Source organism: Microcoleus sp. CZ3-B2, assembly GCF_036705055.1.
Classification (GTDB): Bacteria; Cyanobacteriota; Cyanobacteriia; order Cyanobacteriales; family Microcoleaceae; genus Microcoleus.
The window spans coordinates 98950-115877 of record NZ_JAUBTN010000003.1; the positions used below are offsets into that span (position 1 = coordinate 98950).

Annotated in this window: 3 protein-coding genes; all 3 read right to left on the reverse strand. The window is 48.9% G+C overall.

The window, feature by feature from the left end; genetic code table 11:
- Positions 1-182: 182 nt before the first annotated feature.
- The 3 genes from QUA97_RS02225 to QUA97_RS02235 all read right to left on the reverse strand — a co-directional run bounded on the left by QUA97_RS02225 (position 183) and on the right by QUA97_RS02235 (position 16344).
- Positions 183-7490 (reverse strand): amino acid adenylation domain-containing protein, encoded by a 7308-nt coding sequence (locus tag QUA97_RS02225; RefSeq protein ID WP_333192670.1) that lies wholly within the window; start codon positions 7488-7490, stop codon positions 183-185.
- Positions 7491-7665: 175 nt separating this feature from the next.
- Complete coding sequence (locus QUA97_RS02230; protein ID WP_333192673.1) at positions 7666-12765, reverse strand: aminotransferase class III-fold pyridoxal phosphate-dependent enzyme; 5100 nt, start codon at positions 12763-12765, stop codon at positions 7666-7668.
- 237 nt (positions 12766-13002) lie between these two features.
- Positions 13003-16344, reverse strand: a complete 3342-nt coding sequence (locus tag QUA97_RS02235; RefSeq protein ID WP_333192675.1) for a non-ribosomal peptide synthetase — start codon at positions 16342-16344, stop codon at positions 13003-13005.
- Positions 16345-16928: the final 584 nt, after the last annotated feature.

The following is a 16928-nucleotide window of genomic DNA, read 5'->3' on the forward strand; positions in this document are numbered from 1 at the left end:
TGTTATCTGTTATCTGTTATCTGTTATTTGTTATCTGTTATCTGTTATCTGTTATTTGTTAACCAATAACTGTCAATCAATAACCAACAACAAATAACCAACAACAAATAACCAACAACCAATAACCAATAACCAACAACCAATAACCAATAACCAATAACCAATAACCAAAAGACTTAACATTATTGACAATTCATTTGCCGAGCGCGATCGACTGCGGCTTGCAATTTTTCCGCCAGTATCCGAACGTGCGGCTCTTGTAACATCCCCAAATGATCGCTAGGGATCTCGTGAATCTCTATTCCTCCTGTAACTACCTCGCCCCAACCCAATGCGGGATCGGCATCAAACAAGATGGCACTCTCAACCGCTTTGAAGATAGTCGCTCCACCCGAGTAAACTCCTGCTACATAGTGTCTCAATGCCTCTTCATTGAGTTCTCGATGAGTGAAGTTTTCCAGCTCGATCGGCAAGGGACGCCCGATCGCTTGGTAAAACTTAGAAGAAATCCTCCATATTTGATTAGTAATACTTTCGACTTTTCCCGCCAGATTGCTCTGAGTTTTCCCCAGAAATACACCGGGAGTCATGTGTAAAACTTTCATCGCGCGTTGACCGCGTTTTTTTTCAGACGATTTTTTAAAAGCATCCGGGCCGTAGGTATCCAACAATCCCAGCAAAGCTACCTTTTCACCTTTGGCATCAAGTTGCCTAGCTATCTCAAAAGCTACTGTCCCGCCAAAAGATACTCCTAACAGAAAATAAGGCCCGTGCGGCTGGAAAACTTGCATTTCTTTGATGTAATAAGCTGCCAATTCCTCAACTCGATTGGGGGGAGCCAGCTTTTCATCCATAATCTGGGTAGACAGTCCCAAAATAGCCTGCGATTGCTCCAAATGATTCAGTAAAGGACGGTAAAATTCCAATCCCCTACCGAGTACGTGAATGCAGAATAGAGGAGGTTTGTAACTCCCTGTTCCCGGTTGAATCACTACCATTGATGGAGAGGGTGAAGACCATTCCGGTTCGCGGAGAATATCAGCCAATTGCTCAACGGTTGGCGATTGGAAAATAGTAGAAAGCGGCAGTTTTTTGCCGAATATTTTTTCGATTTCAGCTAACAAACGCGCCGCTAACAGCGAATGCCCTCCTATCTCGAAGAAATTGTCCCTGATGCCAATTGAATTGATCCCTAAAACTTGTTCCCAAATTTGCTTCACTTGGAGTTCTAATTTGTCCCGGGGGGCAACAGCAATTGTTTGATCGGGTGCAACCCTGGCAGATTGCCACTTTTGACTTGCCAAAGCGCGGCGGTCAACTTTGCCGTTGGGGTTCAAGGGCAAAGCGTCGAGGAAGACAAACCCAGCGGGTATCATGTAGTCTGGCAGTCTTTTTTGCAGGAAACTCCGCAGGGTATTGGCGGCGAGAATTTTGCCTGGGCCCGGGACTACATAAGCTGCGAGACATTTGTTCCCCGAAGCATCTAACTGAACTGCCACAGACACTTGACTCACATCTAGATGTCCGGCCAGTACGGCCTCAATTTCTCCTATTTCAATGCGGAAGCCGCGAATCTTTACTTGATTGTCAATGCGTCCCAAATACTCGATGTTACCATCGGGCAGATAGCGGGCTAAATCCCCTGTTTTGTAAAGGTGATTTGCAGAAGGAAGAAGGCTTGAAACCGATCGCCCTTCGGCATTTTTCCATCTATCTTCTTGGTTGGCGATCAAAGGATTTGGAATGAATTTTTCGGCTGTTAAATCCGGGCGGTTGAGGTAGCCTCTGGCTAAGCCTGCACCGCCTGCATACAACTCGCCCGGAACGCCGATCGGCACTGGCTGCAAATGGCGATCGAGTATGTAAACTTGAGTATTGGCGATCGGTCTGCCGATCGGCACCGAATTGCTAATTTGACTGTCAGGGGCGATCGCCGCGCAGCAAGTAAAAGTCGTATTTTCTGTCGGCCCGTAGCCGTTAATTAATTGGCAGTTTGGAGCCTCTCGCAGCAACTTCTGGACGTGGGGAACAGATAAAACGTCACCGCCTGCCAACAGTTGGCGCACACCCTTTAAATCCTCAATGCGATCGTCCACCATCAAGTGAAACAGTCCGGCGGTCAACCACAAAATAGTCACATTGTATAAGCGAATCGCCTCTCCCAGCTCTGCTAAAGATGGAGTTCCTGGGGGAAAGACAACCAGTTGCGCCCCGTTAAGCAGCGCCCCCCAAATTTCCAGCGTCGAAGCGTCAAAGGAAATCGGAGCCAGTTGCAGGAAGACTTCGGCGGCGCTGAAGCTCGCATAATCGGTGTTTTTAACTAACCGCACTACCCCACGGTGGACGACGCAAACGCCTTTTGGTTTGCCTGTGGAACCGGAAGTATACATGACATAAGCCAGATTTTCCGCCTGCGCGAGATAGGCAAGATTGTCCTCACTTTGTGCGTTTATTTCCTCCCGCACCTGCTCCAAACAAACTATTTTTGCTTCAGTATCGGGCAGCTTTTCTGTTAAATGCTGTTGAGTTAACAGCACCGATAGGGCGGCATCTGACAGCATGAATTCCAGACGCTCTTTGGGATAAGCTGGATCTAAAGGCAGGTAAGCAGATCCGGCTTTGAGAACAGCCAAAAGCGAGACGATCGCATCCATAGAGCGATCGAAACAAACACCGATTAAAACTTCCGGCCCAGCCCCCAAAGTTTGCAAGTAATGTGCTAATTGATTGGCCCGACAATTTAGCTGTTGGTAGGTTAGCTGTTGTTCGCCAAAAACTAAGGCTACAGCGTCGGGAGTTTGTTCTGCTTGAACTTCAAATAGTTGGTGAATGCAGGCTGATTCGGGATAATTTGTGTGAGTGTTATTCCACTCAATTAATAGCTGCTGTTGTTCTATTTCTGTCAGCAGGGGCAATTCTGAAATCTTCTGCTTTGGATTGGCTGCGATCACTTCTAGTAAAGTCTGGAAATGTCCCGCCATCCGAGCGATCGTTGACCCATCAAACAAATCAGTATTGTATTCCCATGCTCCTATCAATCCAGAAGCCGTATTCTCTATTGATAGAGTCAGGTCGAACTTGGAAGTGCCGAATTCCACGGAATAAGAACTTACCGATAACTCAGGCAGTTCTACAGAATTAACCAAAGCGTCGTCGAGGACAAACATCACCTGGAACAGAGGCGTATAGCTTAAGTCTCGCGTTGGTTGCAATGCCTCTACCAACTGCTCGAAGGGCAAGTCTTGATGCGCGTAAGCTTGCAGCGCGACTTCCCGAACTCTGGCGAGTAACTCCTCAAAACTGGGGTGGTCGCCGAGGTCGGTACGCAGCACTAAGGTATTGACAAAAAAGCCAATTAGTCCTTCAATTTCCCGCCGATTGCGACCAGCTACAGGCGTACCCACTACGATGTCCTCACTGTTTGTATAGCGGCAGAGTAATGTCTGAAATGCCGCCAAAAGGGTCATAAACAGAGTGACTCCCGCTCGCTTGCCCAGAGCGGTAAGTTCCGCGCTCAATTCCAGGGAAAGGGCTGCATAGTAATATCCTCCCCGGAAGGTTTGAACAGGCGGTCGCGCTCGGTCTGTGGGTAATTCTAATAAAGCTGGAGCGTCCAATAGTTGTTGCTTCCAGTAGTCAAGCTGGGTTTCGAGTATTTCTCCTTGCAGCCACTGCCGCTGCCAAAGAGCAAAGTCGGCGTACTGTACGGATAATTCTGGTAAAACCGGAGCCATGCCCGTGCTGTTGGCTTTGTAAAGTTCTGCTAACTCTCGCAAGAACACGCCTACAGACCACCCATCAGAAATAATGTGGTGCATGGTAAGCAGCAAGACGTACTCGGTTTCACCTAGCTGCAGCACCAAACCTCGGAGCAAAAGCTCTCGTTCCAGGTTAAAAGGTCGATTTGCTTCTTCATTTACCCATCGTTGCGCTTCAATTTCTCGCTCGCTTTCTCCTAGGTGCAACAAGCTGACTACTTGTAGTTCCCAACTGTGAGTTGAAGCGATAACCTGAATGGGTTCTCCCTCTACTGTCGCGAAGTTGGTGCGTAAGGCTTCGTGACGCCCGATAATTTCGTTGATGCTGTTCTGTAGCGCCGTTATATTGAGCTGACCGAAAAGACGCAACGCTACCGGGATGTTGTAAAAGGGACTGTTGGGCTGTAACTGGTCGAGAAACCACAGTCGCTGTTGAGCAAAGGATAGTGGGATGGACTCTGACCTTGGAATTGGTAGAAGCGGCTCTGCTTCTTGTGATTGTCCGTTAGAGAGCGAATTCTCTACCCGAGAGGCGAATTCGGCAATGGTGGGTGCTTCAAACAAACTGCGTAGCGCTAATTCGACGGCAAAGGTATCGCGCACTCTCGAAATTACTTGAGTGGCTAATAAGGAATGTCCGCCCAGTTCAAAGAAATTGTGGTGAACGCCCACAATTTCAATTCTCAGGACATCCGCCCAAATGCTGGCTAGCATCTCTTCAATAGGAGTTCTTGGGGCTACTAATGACCGTTGCAGTTCGGGTCGAAATTCTGGTGCGGGTAAGGCGCGACGGTCTACCTTGCCACTGGGGGTTAGTGGCAGGGCATTCAACATCACCAATGCTCCCGGTATCATGTAATCAGGCAGTTTCTCTTTGAGAAAACCCCGCAAGTTGCTAGTGGCGATCGTGGACGAGTTGTTGGCGACAATGTAAACTGCCAGATATTTTTGACCTGGAACATCTTCTCGCACTATAACTACAGTTTCTCGCACACCGGGGTACTGCGCGATCGCTGCCTCAATTTCCCCCAGTTCGATGCGGAAGCCGCGAATCTTGACTTGATTGTCGATGCGACCTAGAAACTCGATGTTACCGTCACTTAGGTAACGGGCTTTATCGCCAGTTTTGTAGAGGCGTGACCCAGATTGAGTGGTGAAGGGGTTAGGGATAAATTTTTCATCAGTCAAATCGGGACGGTTTAGGTAGCCTCGGGCGACGCCAGCACCGCCGATGTGTAGTTCACCCGATACGCCGATGGGGACTGGCTTTAGGAGGCGGTCGAGAATATAAATTTGCGTGTTAGCGATGGGACGACCGATAGGAGGAAGTATCGGCCAATTGTCCGCTGAATTAGTGAGGGTAAAAGTGGTGACAACATGGCTCTCCGATGGTCCATAATGATTGTGCAAAGTACAATCAGTTAGCTTGCTCAACCAGCTAGAAATGGCGGGAGTAATCTGCAACTGTTCACCAGCAGTAATGATTTCCCGTAAATAGCTGGTAACTAATTCACTACCAGTAGCTACCTCAGCTATTTGCTGTAAGGCAACAAAGGGGACAAACAGTCTCTCAACAGCTTTTTCTTGGAGTAAACCTAACAAAGCGAATGCATCTCGTCGTAATTCCTCTGCAATCAAGAGTAATGTCCCTCCAGAACACCAAGTAGAAAACATTTCTTGGAAGGAGACATCAAAGCTGATAGGAGCAAATTGTAGAGTTTTTGCCCCGCTAGAAATTGTCGTATTTTGAAGTTGCCACAAGATCAGATTGCAAAGAGAAAAATGATTCATTGCTACTCCCTTAGGCTGACCTGTAGAACCGGAAGTATAAATCACATAAGCCAAGTTAGTTGCTTGCACACCAGTGATTGGATTCTCCTCACTCGACCGGGAAATCACCTGCCAATCAGTATCTAAATAGACAAACTGCGCTTCATATTCAGGTAGCTTCTCAACCAGTCGCTGTTGCGTCAACAGCACCTTAACTTGAGCGTTTTGGAGCATAAAGCTCAAGCGTTCAGTAGGATACTCTGGGTCAAGCGGCACATAAGGACCACCAGCCTTGAGGATACCAAGCAATCCCACTACCATCTCTAGGGAGCGCTCCACGCAGATACCCACCGAAACTTCTGGCCCCACACCCAGAGTTCTCAAGTGATGTGCTATTTTGTTAGCCCGTTGGTTGAGTTGGAGGTAGGTCAACTGTTTATCTTCAAAAACCACCGCAATGGCATCGGGCGATCGCGTAACCTGTTCCTCAAACAACTGGTGGATACACTTATCAGAGGGATATTCTTTTGTGGTGTTGTTCCATTCCGCTAGCAACTGGTATCCCTCTGCTTCGGTTAGCAGGGGCAATTCTGAAATCTTCTGGTTTGGATTAGCAACTATTCCCTCTAACAGCACCTCAAATTCAGCCATGCGGCGGCGGATTGTCGCAGCATCAAATAAGTTAGTATTGTACTGACACTCCAGCACGAGTTTGTTTTTTGTTTCGCTGGCATTCACCGCCCATTCAAAATTTTCATAAGTTCTCGGATTCGAGAAGACTTCAGCCTTAAAACCTTCAAAATTCAGCTGATCTTCCGTAAGCTGCACATCCAAATTAAAACTTACAGGCACTAGCGGAATGCGACTGAAATCCCGTGGCATTGCTAGTTTTTTGACCAGAGTACCGAAGGTTAGCTGCTGGCGTTCGATCGCATCTAAAACTCCAGTGCGGCGCGATCGCAAATAATCGATAAAAGATTGTTCTCCGTTAATTTGGGTACGCAACGGCAAGAAACTTACGCAGTGTCCGGCAAGCTTGTCTTTGCCCCCAACAAGCTGTCCCGCCGCCGGCATTCCGACAACCAAATCCTCTTGTCCGCACAAGCGGTAGATAAAAGCTTCAAATCCAGCCAAGAGAATTGTAAAAAAACTGCACCCTGCTTTCTTTCCCTGGCGTTTGAGGTTAGCAACCAAATCCGGCTTTAGTTCCCAATCTTCCCGCGAACCCTTGTAAGTTCTCAAAGGAGGCCGCGCTCTGTCTGTCGGCAAATCCAGCACTGGAATCGTGCCTGAAAACTGATTTAACCAATACTTTTCAGCGGCAATAACTTCGGGGCTTGTTGCTTGTTCTTCTTGTAAAATTGCGTACTCTATAAAACTTTCTGGCTGTGGAAGATTGACCGCTAAGCCTTGATTTTTTGCAGAATAAATTTCACCCAAATCAGGGAATAATATGCCCCAAGACCAGCCATCGCAAATGATGTGGTGACCGGTGAGAATAACGATGTATTCCTGTTCTTGCAGCTTGATAATTTGACTGCGAAACAGCGGCCCGCGCACTAAATTGAAAGGCTGCTCGACTTCTTGGCGGCGCAAATAAGCTAATTTAGATTCGCGATCGCGATCGTCGAAAATTGACAAATCTATCAAAGGAATATCAATTTCGATCGCAGAGGCAATGCAAAGAGTCGATCCGTCAGGGCTAAATGTTGTCCGCAGCGACTCGTGTCGCTGCACCAATTCTTGAATGGAAAATCGGAGAGATTCAACGTCGAGATTTCCTTGCAATCGCAGACACATCGACTCGTTGTAAGCGCAATTAGCCTCGTCTTCCATTTGCACGGCAATCCAGATTTCCTTTTGCGATTCCGTCGCGGGTACGCAAGCAAAAAGTTCTCCGCCTGCAAATGGATCGAAGTCTACAGCAGTTAGTTTTGGTTGTAAATCTACGGTTGTTTTCATTGCAATTAACGTTGATGCACGTAAATAAATTAAATTGTCTTTGTTGTAGTTTGAAAAAGGTAGATTGGGATTTATCGTTGGGTGGGGGCGGGTTTATGAGATTATTAGTCTTAGGCATAGATGGTTGGTAAAACCCGCCCCTACAGGATTTAATTGCCAATTATCACTGTTATTTCTATAAGCTTTCTCCTACTTGTAAATGTTTGCCTGGACGCTCTGGATCTGCTACGTACCAAGCGGGATTGCCGTTAGGATCTCGCCCTAATTTCGCACCGGGTACGGGAGCATTGTTGGCGAAAGCGGTTGAGGACTTTCCTCCATTAATATTACTGTGATTGTGGAATTCGATCGCCCTCACAGTTTCCCCCGATCCACCGCCTAAAAATCCGGCTGACTGCAATTCGGCAATACTGTTTTTAAATGCCTCCTTGATAAAAGCAATATCTGCGTCGGAATGGGCTAAGGTCAGGAAACACGGGCGGTGATCCCAAATGTGAATGCCTTTTTCTCGCAGCGAGTAGAAAAGCAGTTCTCCATGCGTAAAATCTTGCGGGTAGGTGATTTTGAACAGGGAACCAAAGTTTTTAACCGTGAAAGGTGCTTGTTCGCGATCGAACATGGCGTTCAATTCTGCAACTAATTGGTCAGTTTTGGCATTGAGATCGCGCTGCAAGGAAGACCCGCCCCGTTTCAAATATTCGAGGGATGCTTTGGCGGCTGCTAATGTCAGCGGGTGGCGCACAAAAGTTCCGGCAAAATAAGTAACGCCTACTTCGGGGAAAGAGTCGTCTCCGAATTGCCAAAATCCGCCATCTAATGCGTCCATCCAAGCCGATTTGCCCGCAATTACCCCGATCGGCATCCCCCCGCCGACGACTTTGCCGTAGGTACCAATATCTGCTTGTACGCCGAAGTATTCTTGGGCGCCGCCCGGTGCGACTCGGAACCCGGTAATCACTTCGTCCATAATGAAGGCGCAACCGGCTTGCTCGGTAATCCGGCGCACTTCGTGGAGGAATTCTCGCGGTTGCCAGTCGGGGCGGCGGCTTTGTACGGGTTCTACCATGATGGCTGCAAACTCGCCCGCCCGCGCTTTGAGGATTTCCAGGGATTCGGGTTCGCCGTAGTCGAGGATTAAGGTGTTGTCAACGGCGGATTGGGGAATTCCCGGTGCTGCTGGGAGCGATCGCAATTTCTTAGTTCCGCGCACGATTACTTCGTCGAAATTTCCGTGATAGTCTCCGGTAAACGTGACGATCGTATTGTTGCCGGTGACGGTGCGCGCGAGTCGCATTGCACCCAAAACTGCCTCAGAACCGGTATTGCAGAAGGCGACGCGATCGTGCTTGGTCATTTCGCACACGAGTTCGGCGACTTCCCCGGCTAGCGGTGTTTGCGGCCCGATTTCAAAGCCTAATTGCATTTGGGCGGCGATCGCTTCTGTAATAAATGAAGGCGAATATCCGAAAAAGTTCGACCCGAAACCGTTGGTTAAATCGACATACTCGTTACCATCTTCATCCCAAAGTTTAGAACCGGACGATCGCCCCACCACGATCGGATAAACCAACTCTTTCATCGTCCGGTTAAAGCCGGAAACTACGCGCGGATCTGCGAGGTGGTGGCGGTGAGTCTGAGTGTACTGTTTCGATTTTTGGGTTCGCGCCGTATACCGCTTGACAAATGTTTCTAAATATGCAGTTTGCGATGGAGTTAAGGCACCGCGATCGGATGTGTCGATGCGGGCGGCTGCGCCGAATACTTTTTTGGGCTCGGCGGTGGGTTCGGCGGATGGTGCAGGTTGGGCGGCTGGGGCGATCGTGCTGCCATTATTGTGGGATTGCGGGATCTGTTGCACCGGTGCGGGGGGCTGCACCATTTGAGGTGGGGCTGTCGGTGCCGGCTGCGCGGGAACACCGCCACCTAACAATTCTAGGTGTCGCGACATAATCTGCAACTGCTGGCCGATCAAGTATTCGAGGTTGCTCGATTGTAAGGGTTGCAATAGATGAGCTGGCGGGGCAGGCAGATTTACCGGGGCGCTGGCGGCAATTGGTGCGGGAGGCGCTGCTAGGGGCGGTGCTACCGTGCCCGGAGATGCCGGAGGTGCCGGAGGTGCTACCGCCACAATTGCGGGCAAAACTTCCGGCGGCAAAGATCTGTCGATAAATTCAGATAAAGTTTCGAGACTGGGGAAAGTTTCTAGTAGCTGGCGGAAGGTAATTTTAACGTTAAATTCTTTTTGCAAGTTCAGCGCTACTTGAGTCAAAGACAGAGAATCCAAACCCATTTCTAAAAAGGTTAGATCGTCGCTGACGCTACCTAAATCTTCACCAGAAGTTTCTTCTAAGATATTTTTGATTTTGGGAATGAGCCTTTCTTTGCGAGCTGGTTGTTGGGTTGCGACTTGTGAATTTGGCATTGGTTGTTGACTGTTGACTGTTGACTGTTGACTGTTGACTGTTGACTGTTGGGAATTGGGCATGGGGAATTGGGAATTGGGAATTGGGAATTGGGAATTGGGAATTGGGAATTGGGAATTCTCCCCATCTCCCCCTCTCCCCATCTCCCCATCTCCCCCTCTCCCCATCTCCCCATCTCCCTCTCTCCCCATGGGTTCTATCCAGAAGCGTTTGCTTTCAAAAGGATAAGTTGGCAAGGGGATGCGATCGCGCGTTTCCTCCTGATAAAAACTCTGCCAGTCGATCGCCACTCCGCAGAGCCAAAGCTGTCCGACGGCGCTTAACAAAGCAGTCCATTCAGCGTTGTTATCTGGATTATCGGTTAGAGAAGAAATAGCAACTTGCTGTTTCAAATCCTTCGATTGTTTGCGAGCCAAAGTAGCAGCCGTTGTTCTCGGCCCGACTTCCAAAAGCACGCGATTCGGATCTTGCCAAAGTTCTTTGATGCCGTCGGCAAAACGCACTGTCGCCCGCAAATGCCGCGCCCAATACATCGGATCTGTTGCTTGTTCTGCGGTGATCCAACTAGCAGTTACAGTCGAAACAAAGGGGATAGTTGGCGCTGACAATTGCACTTTTTTCACGTATTCACCGAAAGGTTCGACGATCGAATCTACCATCGGCGAATGGAAAGCGTGGGAAGTGTGCAAGTGTTTGCAGACAATCTTTTCGCTGGTTAATTGCTGTTCAAAAAGTGCGATCGCATCTGTCGGCCCAGAAACCACGCACAAATCCGGCGCATTCACCGCCGCCACTGCCAAATCCCCACTCAAACGCCCTTCGACTTGCGCCGCCGGCAACCGTACCGACAGCATCGAACCACCGGGCAAATCTTGCATCAAGCGCCCCCTCGCAGCCACCAGCATCAAGGCATCTTCCAGGGAAAACACGCCGGCGATAGTTGCCGCCACAAATTCGCCGATGCTGTGCCCGATCGCACCTTGGGGAATGACACCCCAACTCTGCCACAGTTGGGCCAGCGCGTACTCTACGGTAAATATCGCAGGCTGAGTCAAGAAAGTTTGGCGGAGGGATTCGGCGGCTGTCGCTTCATCGCTGCCGGGATATAGCACTTGGCGCAAATCTCGGCCGAGGTGCGGCTGCAAAATTTCGGCGCAGCGATCGACCGTGGAACGGAATAAAGGCTCAGATTCGTACAAATTCAAGCCCATATTGACGTATTGCGCCCCTTGTCCCGGAAACATGAAGATTACCGCCGGATTTCTCGATTCGGCGCAGCGGGTTGCTGTACGTAGCGGTGGCAGGGATTCTAGTAGCTGCACCGCATCGTTTAAATCGCTGCAAACGGCGAAGCGGCGATAATTAAAGGCTTGCCGCCCGGTTTGCAAGGTGTAAGCAGCATCGGCGAGATCGATCTCTGGGTTTTCGGCGAGGTGCGATCGCAAGTTGGCGGTAGCCGCGTCCAAAGCAGATGCTGTTTTTGCCGACAGCAGCAGCAACTGTCTGGGGCGAGAAGAACTTGACGGTGCCAGCGCGGGCGCTTCTTCGAGGACAACGTGAGCGTTGGTACCGCCGACACCAAAGGAACTGACTCCGGCTCTTCTGGGCGTTTTCCCGGCTTTCCATTCCGCAAGTTCGGCGTTGACGTAGAAGGGACTGTTGGCAAAGTCGATCGCCGGATTCGGTGTTTGGTAGTGGAGAGTGGCGGGTATTTGTTGGTGTTTGAGGGCTAAAGCTGTTTTGATCAGCCCTGTGACTCCGGCGGCGGCGATCGTGTGTCCGAAGTTGCTTTTGATGGAGCCGATCGCGCAAAATTGTTTGGCTGAGGTTTCGCGTGCAAAAGCTTGAGTCAAAGCTGCAATTTCGATCGGATCGCCCAGAGGCGTTGCCGTGCCGTGGGTTTCGACGTAGGATATCGTTTCTGGATCTACGCCGGCCATCGCCTGGGCCATCGCGATCGCGTCTGCTTGTCCGTCCACGCTGGGCGCTGCAAAGCTGACTTTGGCCGCCCCGTCGTTATTTAAACCAACGCCGCGAATTACCGCATAAATTGTATCTCTGTCGGATCTCGCCTCTTCCAAACGCTTGAGTACCACAGCCCCGGCAGCGTTGCCGAACACAGTGCCTTCAGCCTTAGCATCGAATGGTTTGCAATGTCCGTCGCTGGAAAACATCCCCCCTTCTTGATACAAATAACCGCTATTTTGGGGAGCTGTAATCGAAATTCCGCCGGCGAGAGCTAAATCGCATTGATAGCTCATCAAGGCATAAAAAGCTTGACAAACTGCAACTAATGATGTAGAGCAAGCGGTATGTACGCTGACGCTGGGCCCTTTAAGATTGAGTTTGTAAGAAGTGCGGGTAGCAATGTAATCTTTTTCATTTCCTACCATTACCTGAAACTCGCCCGCGCGGGAAATTATGTCCGATCGCCCGGCGATGTTGTTGGGAAAATAAGTATTGTTGCCCGTACCGGCATAAACTCCGATCGAACCGTTAAAAGTATTGGGATCGCAGCCTGCATTTTCGAGGGCGGCCCAAGCTATTTCTAAAAAAACCCGTTGCTGCGGGTCGGTAATTTCGGCTTCGCGGGGACTCACGCCGAAAAATGCTGCATCAAAGCGATCGGCACCGTCAATAATGCCTCTAGCTTTGACGTAATTCGGATCTTGTCTGAGATTGGGGTCAATGCTAGGGTCTAGTTCTGCGTCGCTGAACAGCGCTGTAGACTCGACTCCGCCGCACAAATTTTGCCACAATTCATCGACACTCGCAGCACCGGGAAAGCGACCGGCCATGCCAATAATTGCAATCCCGTCAAGTTCTTCTGAGTTTTCCTGTGAATTAGTCATAAGTAAGCCCCTATTATAATTAAACGTAAAATACCCAAGTTTCAACAGCTCGTTAGATTATTTTTCTTCTGTCTATCCTCCTCTTTTAAATAACTAAGACCTGACCAATAACCAATAACCAATAACCAATAACCAATAACCAATAACCAATAACCAATAACCAATAACCAATAACTAATGACTAATGACTAAGGACTAATGACTAATGACTAATGACTAATGACTAATGACTAATGACTACCGTCTTTTGCTAAATTGCTTCGATCGATTAAAAGCAGCTTTTTGTCGATCGGCCCGATCTTGAAATTTATTACTAGACTGATTCGTACTCTCTCCTTGGTTTAAATAATTGGCCAATTGGGCGATCGTCGGGTGCTGGAACAATTTGACAACTGGCAAGTCTTTTTCTAATAGAGTCCGCACTTGCACGGCAATTTGCAGAGTCATCAGAGAATTACCTCCAATCTCGAAGAAATTGTCGTGAATGCCGACGCGATCGAGCTTCAGCAACTTAGACCAAATGCCCGCTAGCACTTTCTCCAAATCGCTTTGCGGTGCCGCGTAACCCTGGGACAGTTCTTGTCGCTGGGAGTCAGGTGGCGGCAGGGCGCGGCGGTCAATTTTGCCGCTGGGTGTCTTCGGCATCGCCTCCACAGTCACAAACACCGCAGGCACCATGTAATCGGGGAGTTGTCCTTGCAATTGGACTCGGAGGTCAGCAATTGTTAGTTGCTCTTGTGGATTGACTGCTAAATAAGCCACCAATCGTTTGTCTCCCGGTTCGTCTTCCCGCGCTAGCACCACAGCTTGTTTAATTGCCGGATGTTTTGCGAGTGCAGTTTCAATTTCTCCCAACTCGATGCGGAAGCCGCGAATTTTAACTTGGCCGTCAATCCGTCCGATGTACTCGATATTACCGTCGGGCAGATAGCGGGCTAAATCTCCTGTTTTGTAAAGGCGATCTCCTGAAGGCAGAAGGGAAAAATCTGATTCCTGTTCGATCGTGCTTATTTCATTGTGTTTAAAAGGATTGGGAATAAATCTTTCAGCAGTCAAGTCGGGGCGGCTGAGGTAGCCGCGCGCCAAACAGATACCTCCAATGTGCAATTCTCCAGCAACGCCGATGGGTACGGGCTCACCATTCCGGTGTAACAAATAGATTTCCGTGTTGGCAATAGGGCGGCCGATCGCAGGCAGTGCAGGCCAATTTTCCGGCGGGCCGCTGAGGGTATAAGCTGTGACAACGTGGCTCTCCGAGGGGCCGTATTGATTGTGCAGGGTGCAATTTTCTAGCTGCTGAAAGAAGCTGGTAATGTAACGGTTGACTTGCAACTGTTCGCCGGCGGTGACTACTTCGCGCAGCGATTTTGGTACTAGCTGATAGCTATCGGCGGCTTCGGCTAAATGTTGCAGGGCGATGAAAGGGAGAAATAGTCTTTGAATTTTTTCTGTGTCGATTAGCTGCAACAAACTCCGCGCATCTCGCCGCATTTCTTCGGTGATGAAAACGAGGGTGCCGCCCGCACACCAAGTACAAAACATTTCTTGAAATGAGACATCGAAGCTGAGGGAGGCAAATTGCAGGGTTTTGGCTGCGTCTTCCAAGGTGGAGTTTTGCAGTTGCCACGCAATTAGGTTGACTAGGGCGCGGTGCGGGAGGAGAACTCCTTTGGGTTTGCCGGTGGAACCGGATGTATATATTGTATAGGTTAAGTTGTCGGGAGATACGGTGCTGGCGGGGTTTTCGGTGCTGTAATTGGCGATTTCTTGCCAGTTTGCGTCCAAACAAACGGTTCGCGCCTGATGTTCCGGCAAGCTTGACACTAGGTGAGATTGCGTGAGTATAACGGGAGTTTTGGTGTCGGCTAACATGAAAGTCAGCCTTTCTTTGGGATAAGCTGGATCGATCGGCACGTAAGCTGCGCCTGTTTTGAGAATGCCTAAAACGGCGATCGCAATTTCTAAGGAACGTTCCATGCAAATCGCAACTAAAACATCGGGCCCGACTCCTAATTGCTGCAAGTAATGGGCGAGTTGATTCGATCGCGAATTGAGTTCGCCGTAGGTAAGCTGCTGTCGGGAATTGTGGGGAAAAATGGCAGCAATGGCATCGGGCGATCGCTCGACTTGGGCTTCAAATAATTGGTGAACGCATTTGTTGTCGGGATAATTTGCCTCAGTTTGATTCCAGGTCTGCAATTGAGCAATTTCGGCTGCTGTCAGCATTGACAATTTGCTGATTTTCTGCTGGGGATTGGCGGCTATACTTTCGAGCAAAGTTTGCAGGTGTCCCAACATTCGGGTAAGGGCGTTTTCATCGAACCGCTGGCGATCGCCCGCAATTTTCAGCAGCAATTGGTCTCCCCCGTAGCCGTAAACTGTTAGGGGAAAACTCGTCTGTTCTAAAAGCTGAAATTCTCGGTTTTTCCAGTCATCGCCTAGAGATTGCAAGGCAGAATTGAACTGGCACTTTTCAACTACTAGCAAGCTTTCAAATAAAGCGCTGCTGCGGGGTATTTCGCTCCATTCTTGAGTTTTGGCCAGCGGTACGTTACTGTATTCTTGCAGCAAATTCCATTGATTTTGCAGTTGTTTCAGCCAATCGATGGCTGGCATTTCTGGAGTGACAATTACTCTCAGCGGCAAAGTATTGATGAACAATCCTACTGCTGGTTCTATTTTTTCTCTATTTGGCGATCGACTGTTGCAAATAGATCCAAATACTACATCTTGCGAACCGGAACAGCGGCTCAAAAGTAAAGCCCAGACTCCTTGCAGCAGGGTATTCAGGGTTAGTTGTTGTTCGTGAATTAGAGAGTTTAAAGCTGCGGTAACACTGCTAGAAAGTCTGATTTCTGGTGATGATAAATTTTCTTGCGGGTTTGCTATCTTCCCTACCGGGGAAACACCGCCAACCAAAGGGGTACGATCGCAAAAACCGCTTAAGTATTGCCTCCAAAATGCTTCTGTTTTCGAGATATCTTGCTGCATTCGATGGCTGGCATCTCGATCGCCACTGGGCGGTGTTAATTCTAATTGCCGATCGCCAGTCAGGGCTTCGTACAAGGTAAAAACTGCTTGCAAAACAGTTATTGCCGAGGTACTGTCAAGCAAAATATGGTGATAAGTCCAGATGAGTTTGTATTCGGTTTCCGCAACTCGGAACAAAGCCAAACGCATCAGCGGCGCTTGAGTGAGATCAAATCCTTGCAGGCGATCGGCTTGTAAAAATGTTGCGAGTTGGCGGGTGCGATCGCCCTGGGAAAAACAACGCCACTCTCCCTCAACAATTGGTACTTCGACTTGTGGGTGTACAGTTTGCACCGGCACCTCTCGATCCAGCCAACTAAAACTCGTTCTCAAAACTGGATATCGATCGACACTTTGGCGCCAAGCATCGACAAAAGCTGAAACATTCAATTCTTCGCCCAGGCTGCACAGTACCTGTTCGATATCTACCCCTGACTGTTGGCCCGAAAGGCCCTCGAACAACATCCCCTGCTGGATCGGTGAAAGTTGATAGGAAGATTCGCTATCAGTTGCTACAGATTGGGGACGGTCTGCTGCTGGCAAAGACATACTTACCTGCGAGTATTGAACTAAAAACTTTGGAGCAAGTGTTACCGGATTTTTAATACTTCTTTTAATTAACCATTCAGGTCAAAGCGCGATCGCCAGCATCTGAATGTTGTGTTTTTTGCTGTAAATTTTTATCCTACGAGGCGAGGCTAACTCAAATTATACCCTCCTGTCAACTCACACAGATCCAACCTACAAATATATTCTATGCCGATCGTTTACCGTTCCGCAACCGTGTAATTACAGAGAATACAGCCACAGTAAAAACATCAATTTCACAAGGTGAGGTTTATTATTTGCGATTTATTGTCGATTGATTCGATGTCGGTGTTTTTTGTAACCGAGGGTAAGTTTTGTAAAGTTTTGAATTACCTGCTAAGCCCGGTTCTTCAAATTCGTTGGGTAGCCAGAAACCGGGTTTCTGCGACCAATTTCGGTTAGTACCAAAAATTTAGGAAGAAACCCGGTTTCTTGTTTCTTAAATTCCTGGGCGAGCCAGAAACCGGGTTTCTGCGACCAATTTCGGTCAGTACCAAAAATTTAGGAAGAAACCCGGTTTCTCAAATTCCTTAATTCCTGGGCCA

Bases quoted from the DNA above. Each gene is read 5' to 3' on its own strand.
- QUA97_RS02230 (WP_333192673.1), bottom strand. From the start codon at position 12,765: ATGACTAATTCACAGGAAAACTCAGAAGAACTTGACGGGATTGCAATT.
- QUA97_RS02225 (WP_333192670.1), bottom strand. From the start codon at position 7,490: ATGAAAACAACCGTAGATTTACAACCAAAACTAACTGCTGTAGACTTC.
- QUA97_RS02235 (WP_333192675.1), bottom strand. From the start codon at position 16,344: ATGTCTTTGCCAGCAGCAGACCGTCCCCAATCTGTAGCAACTGATAGC.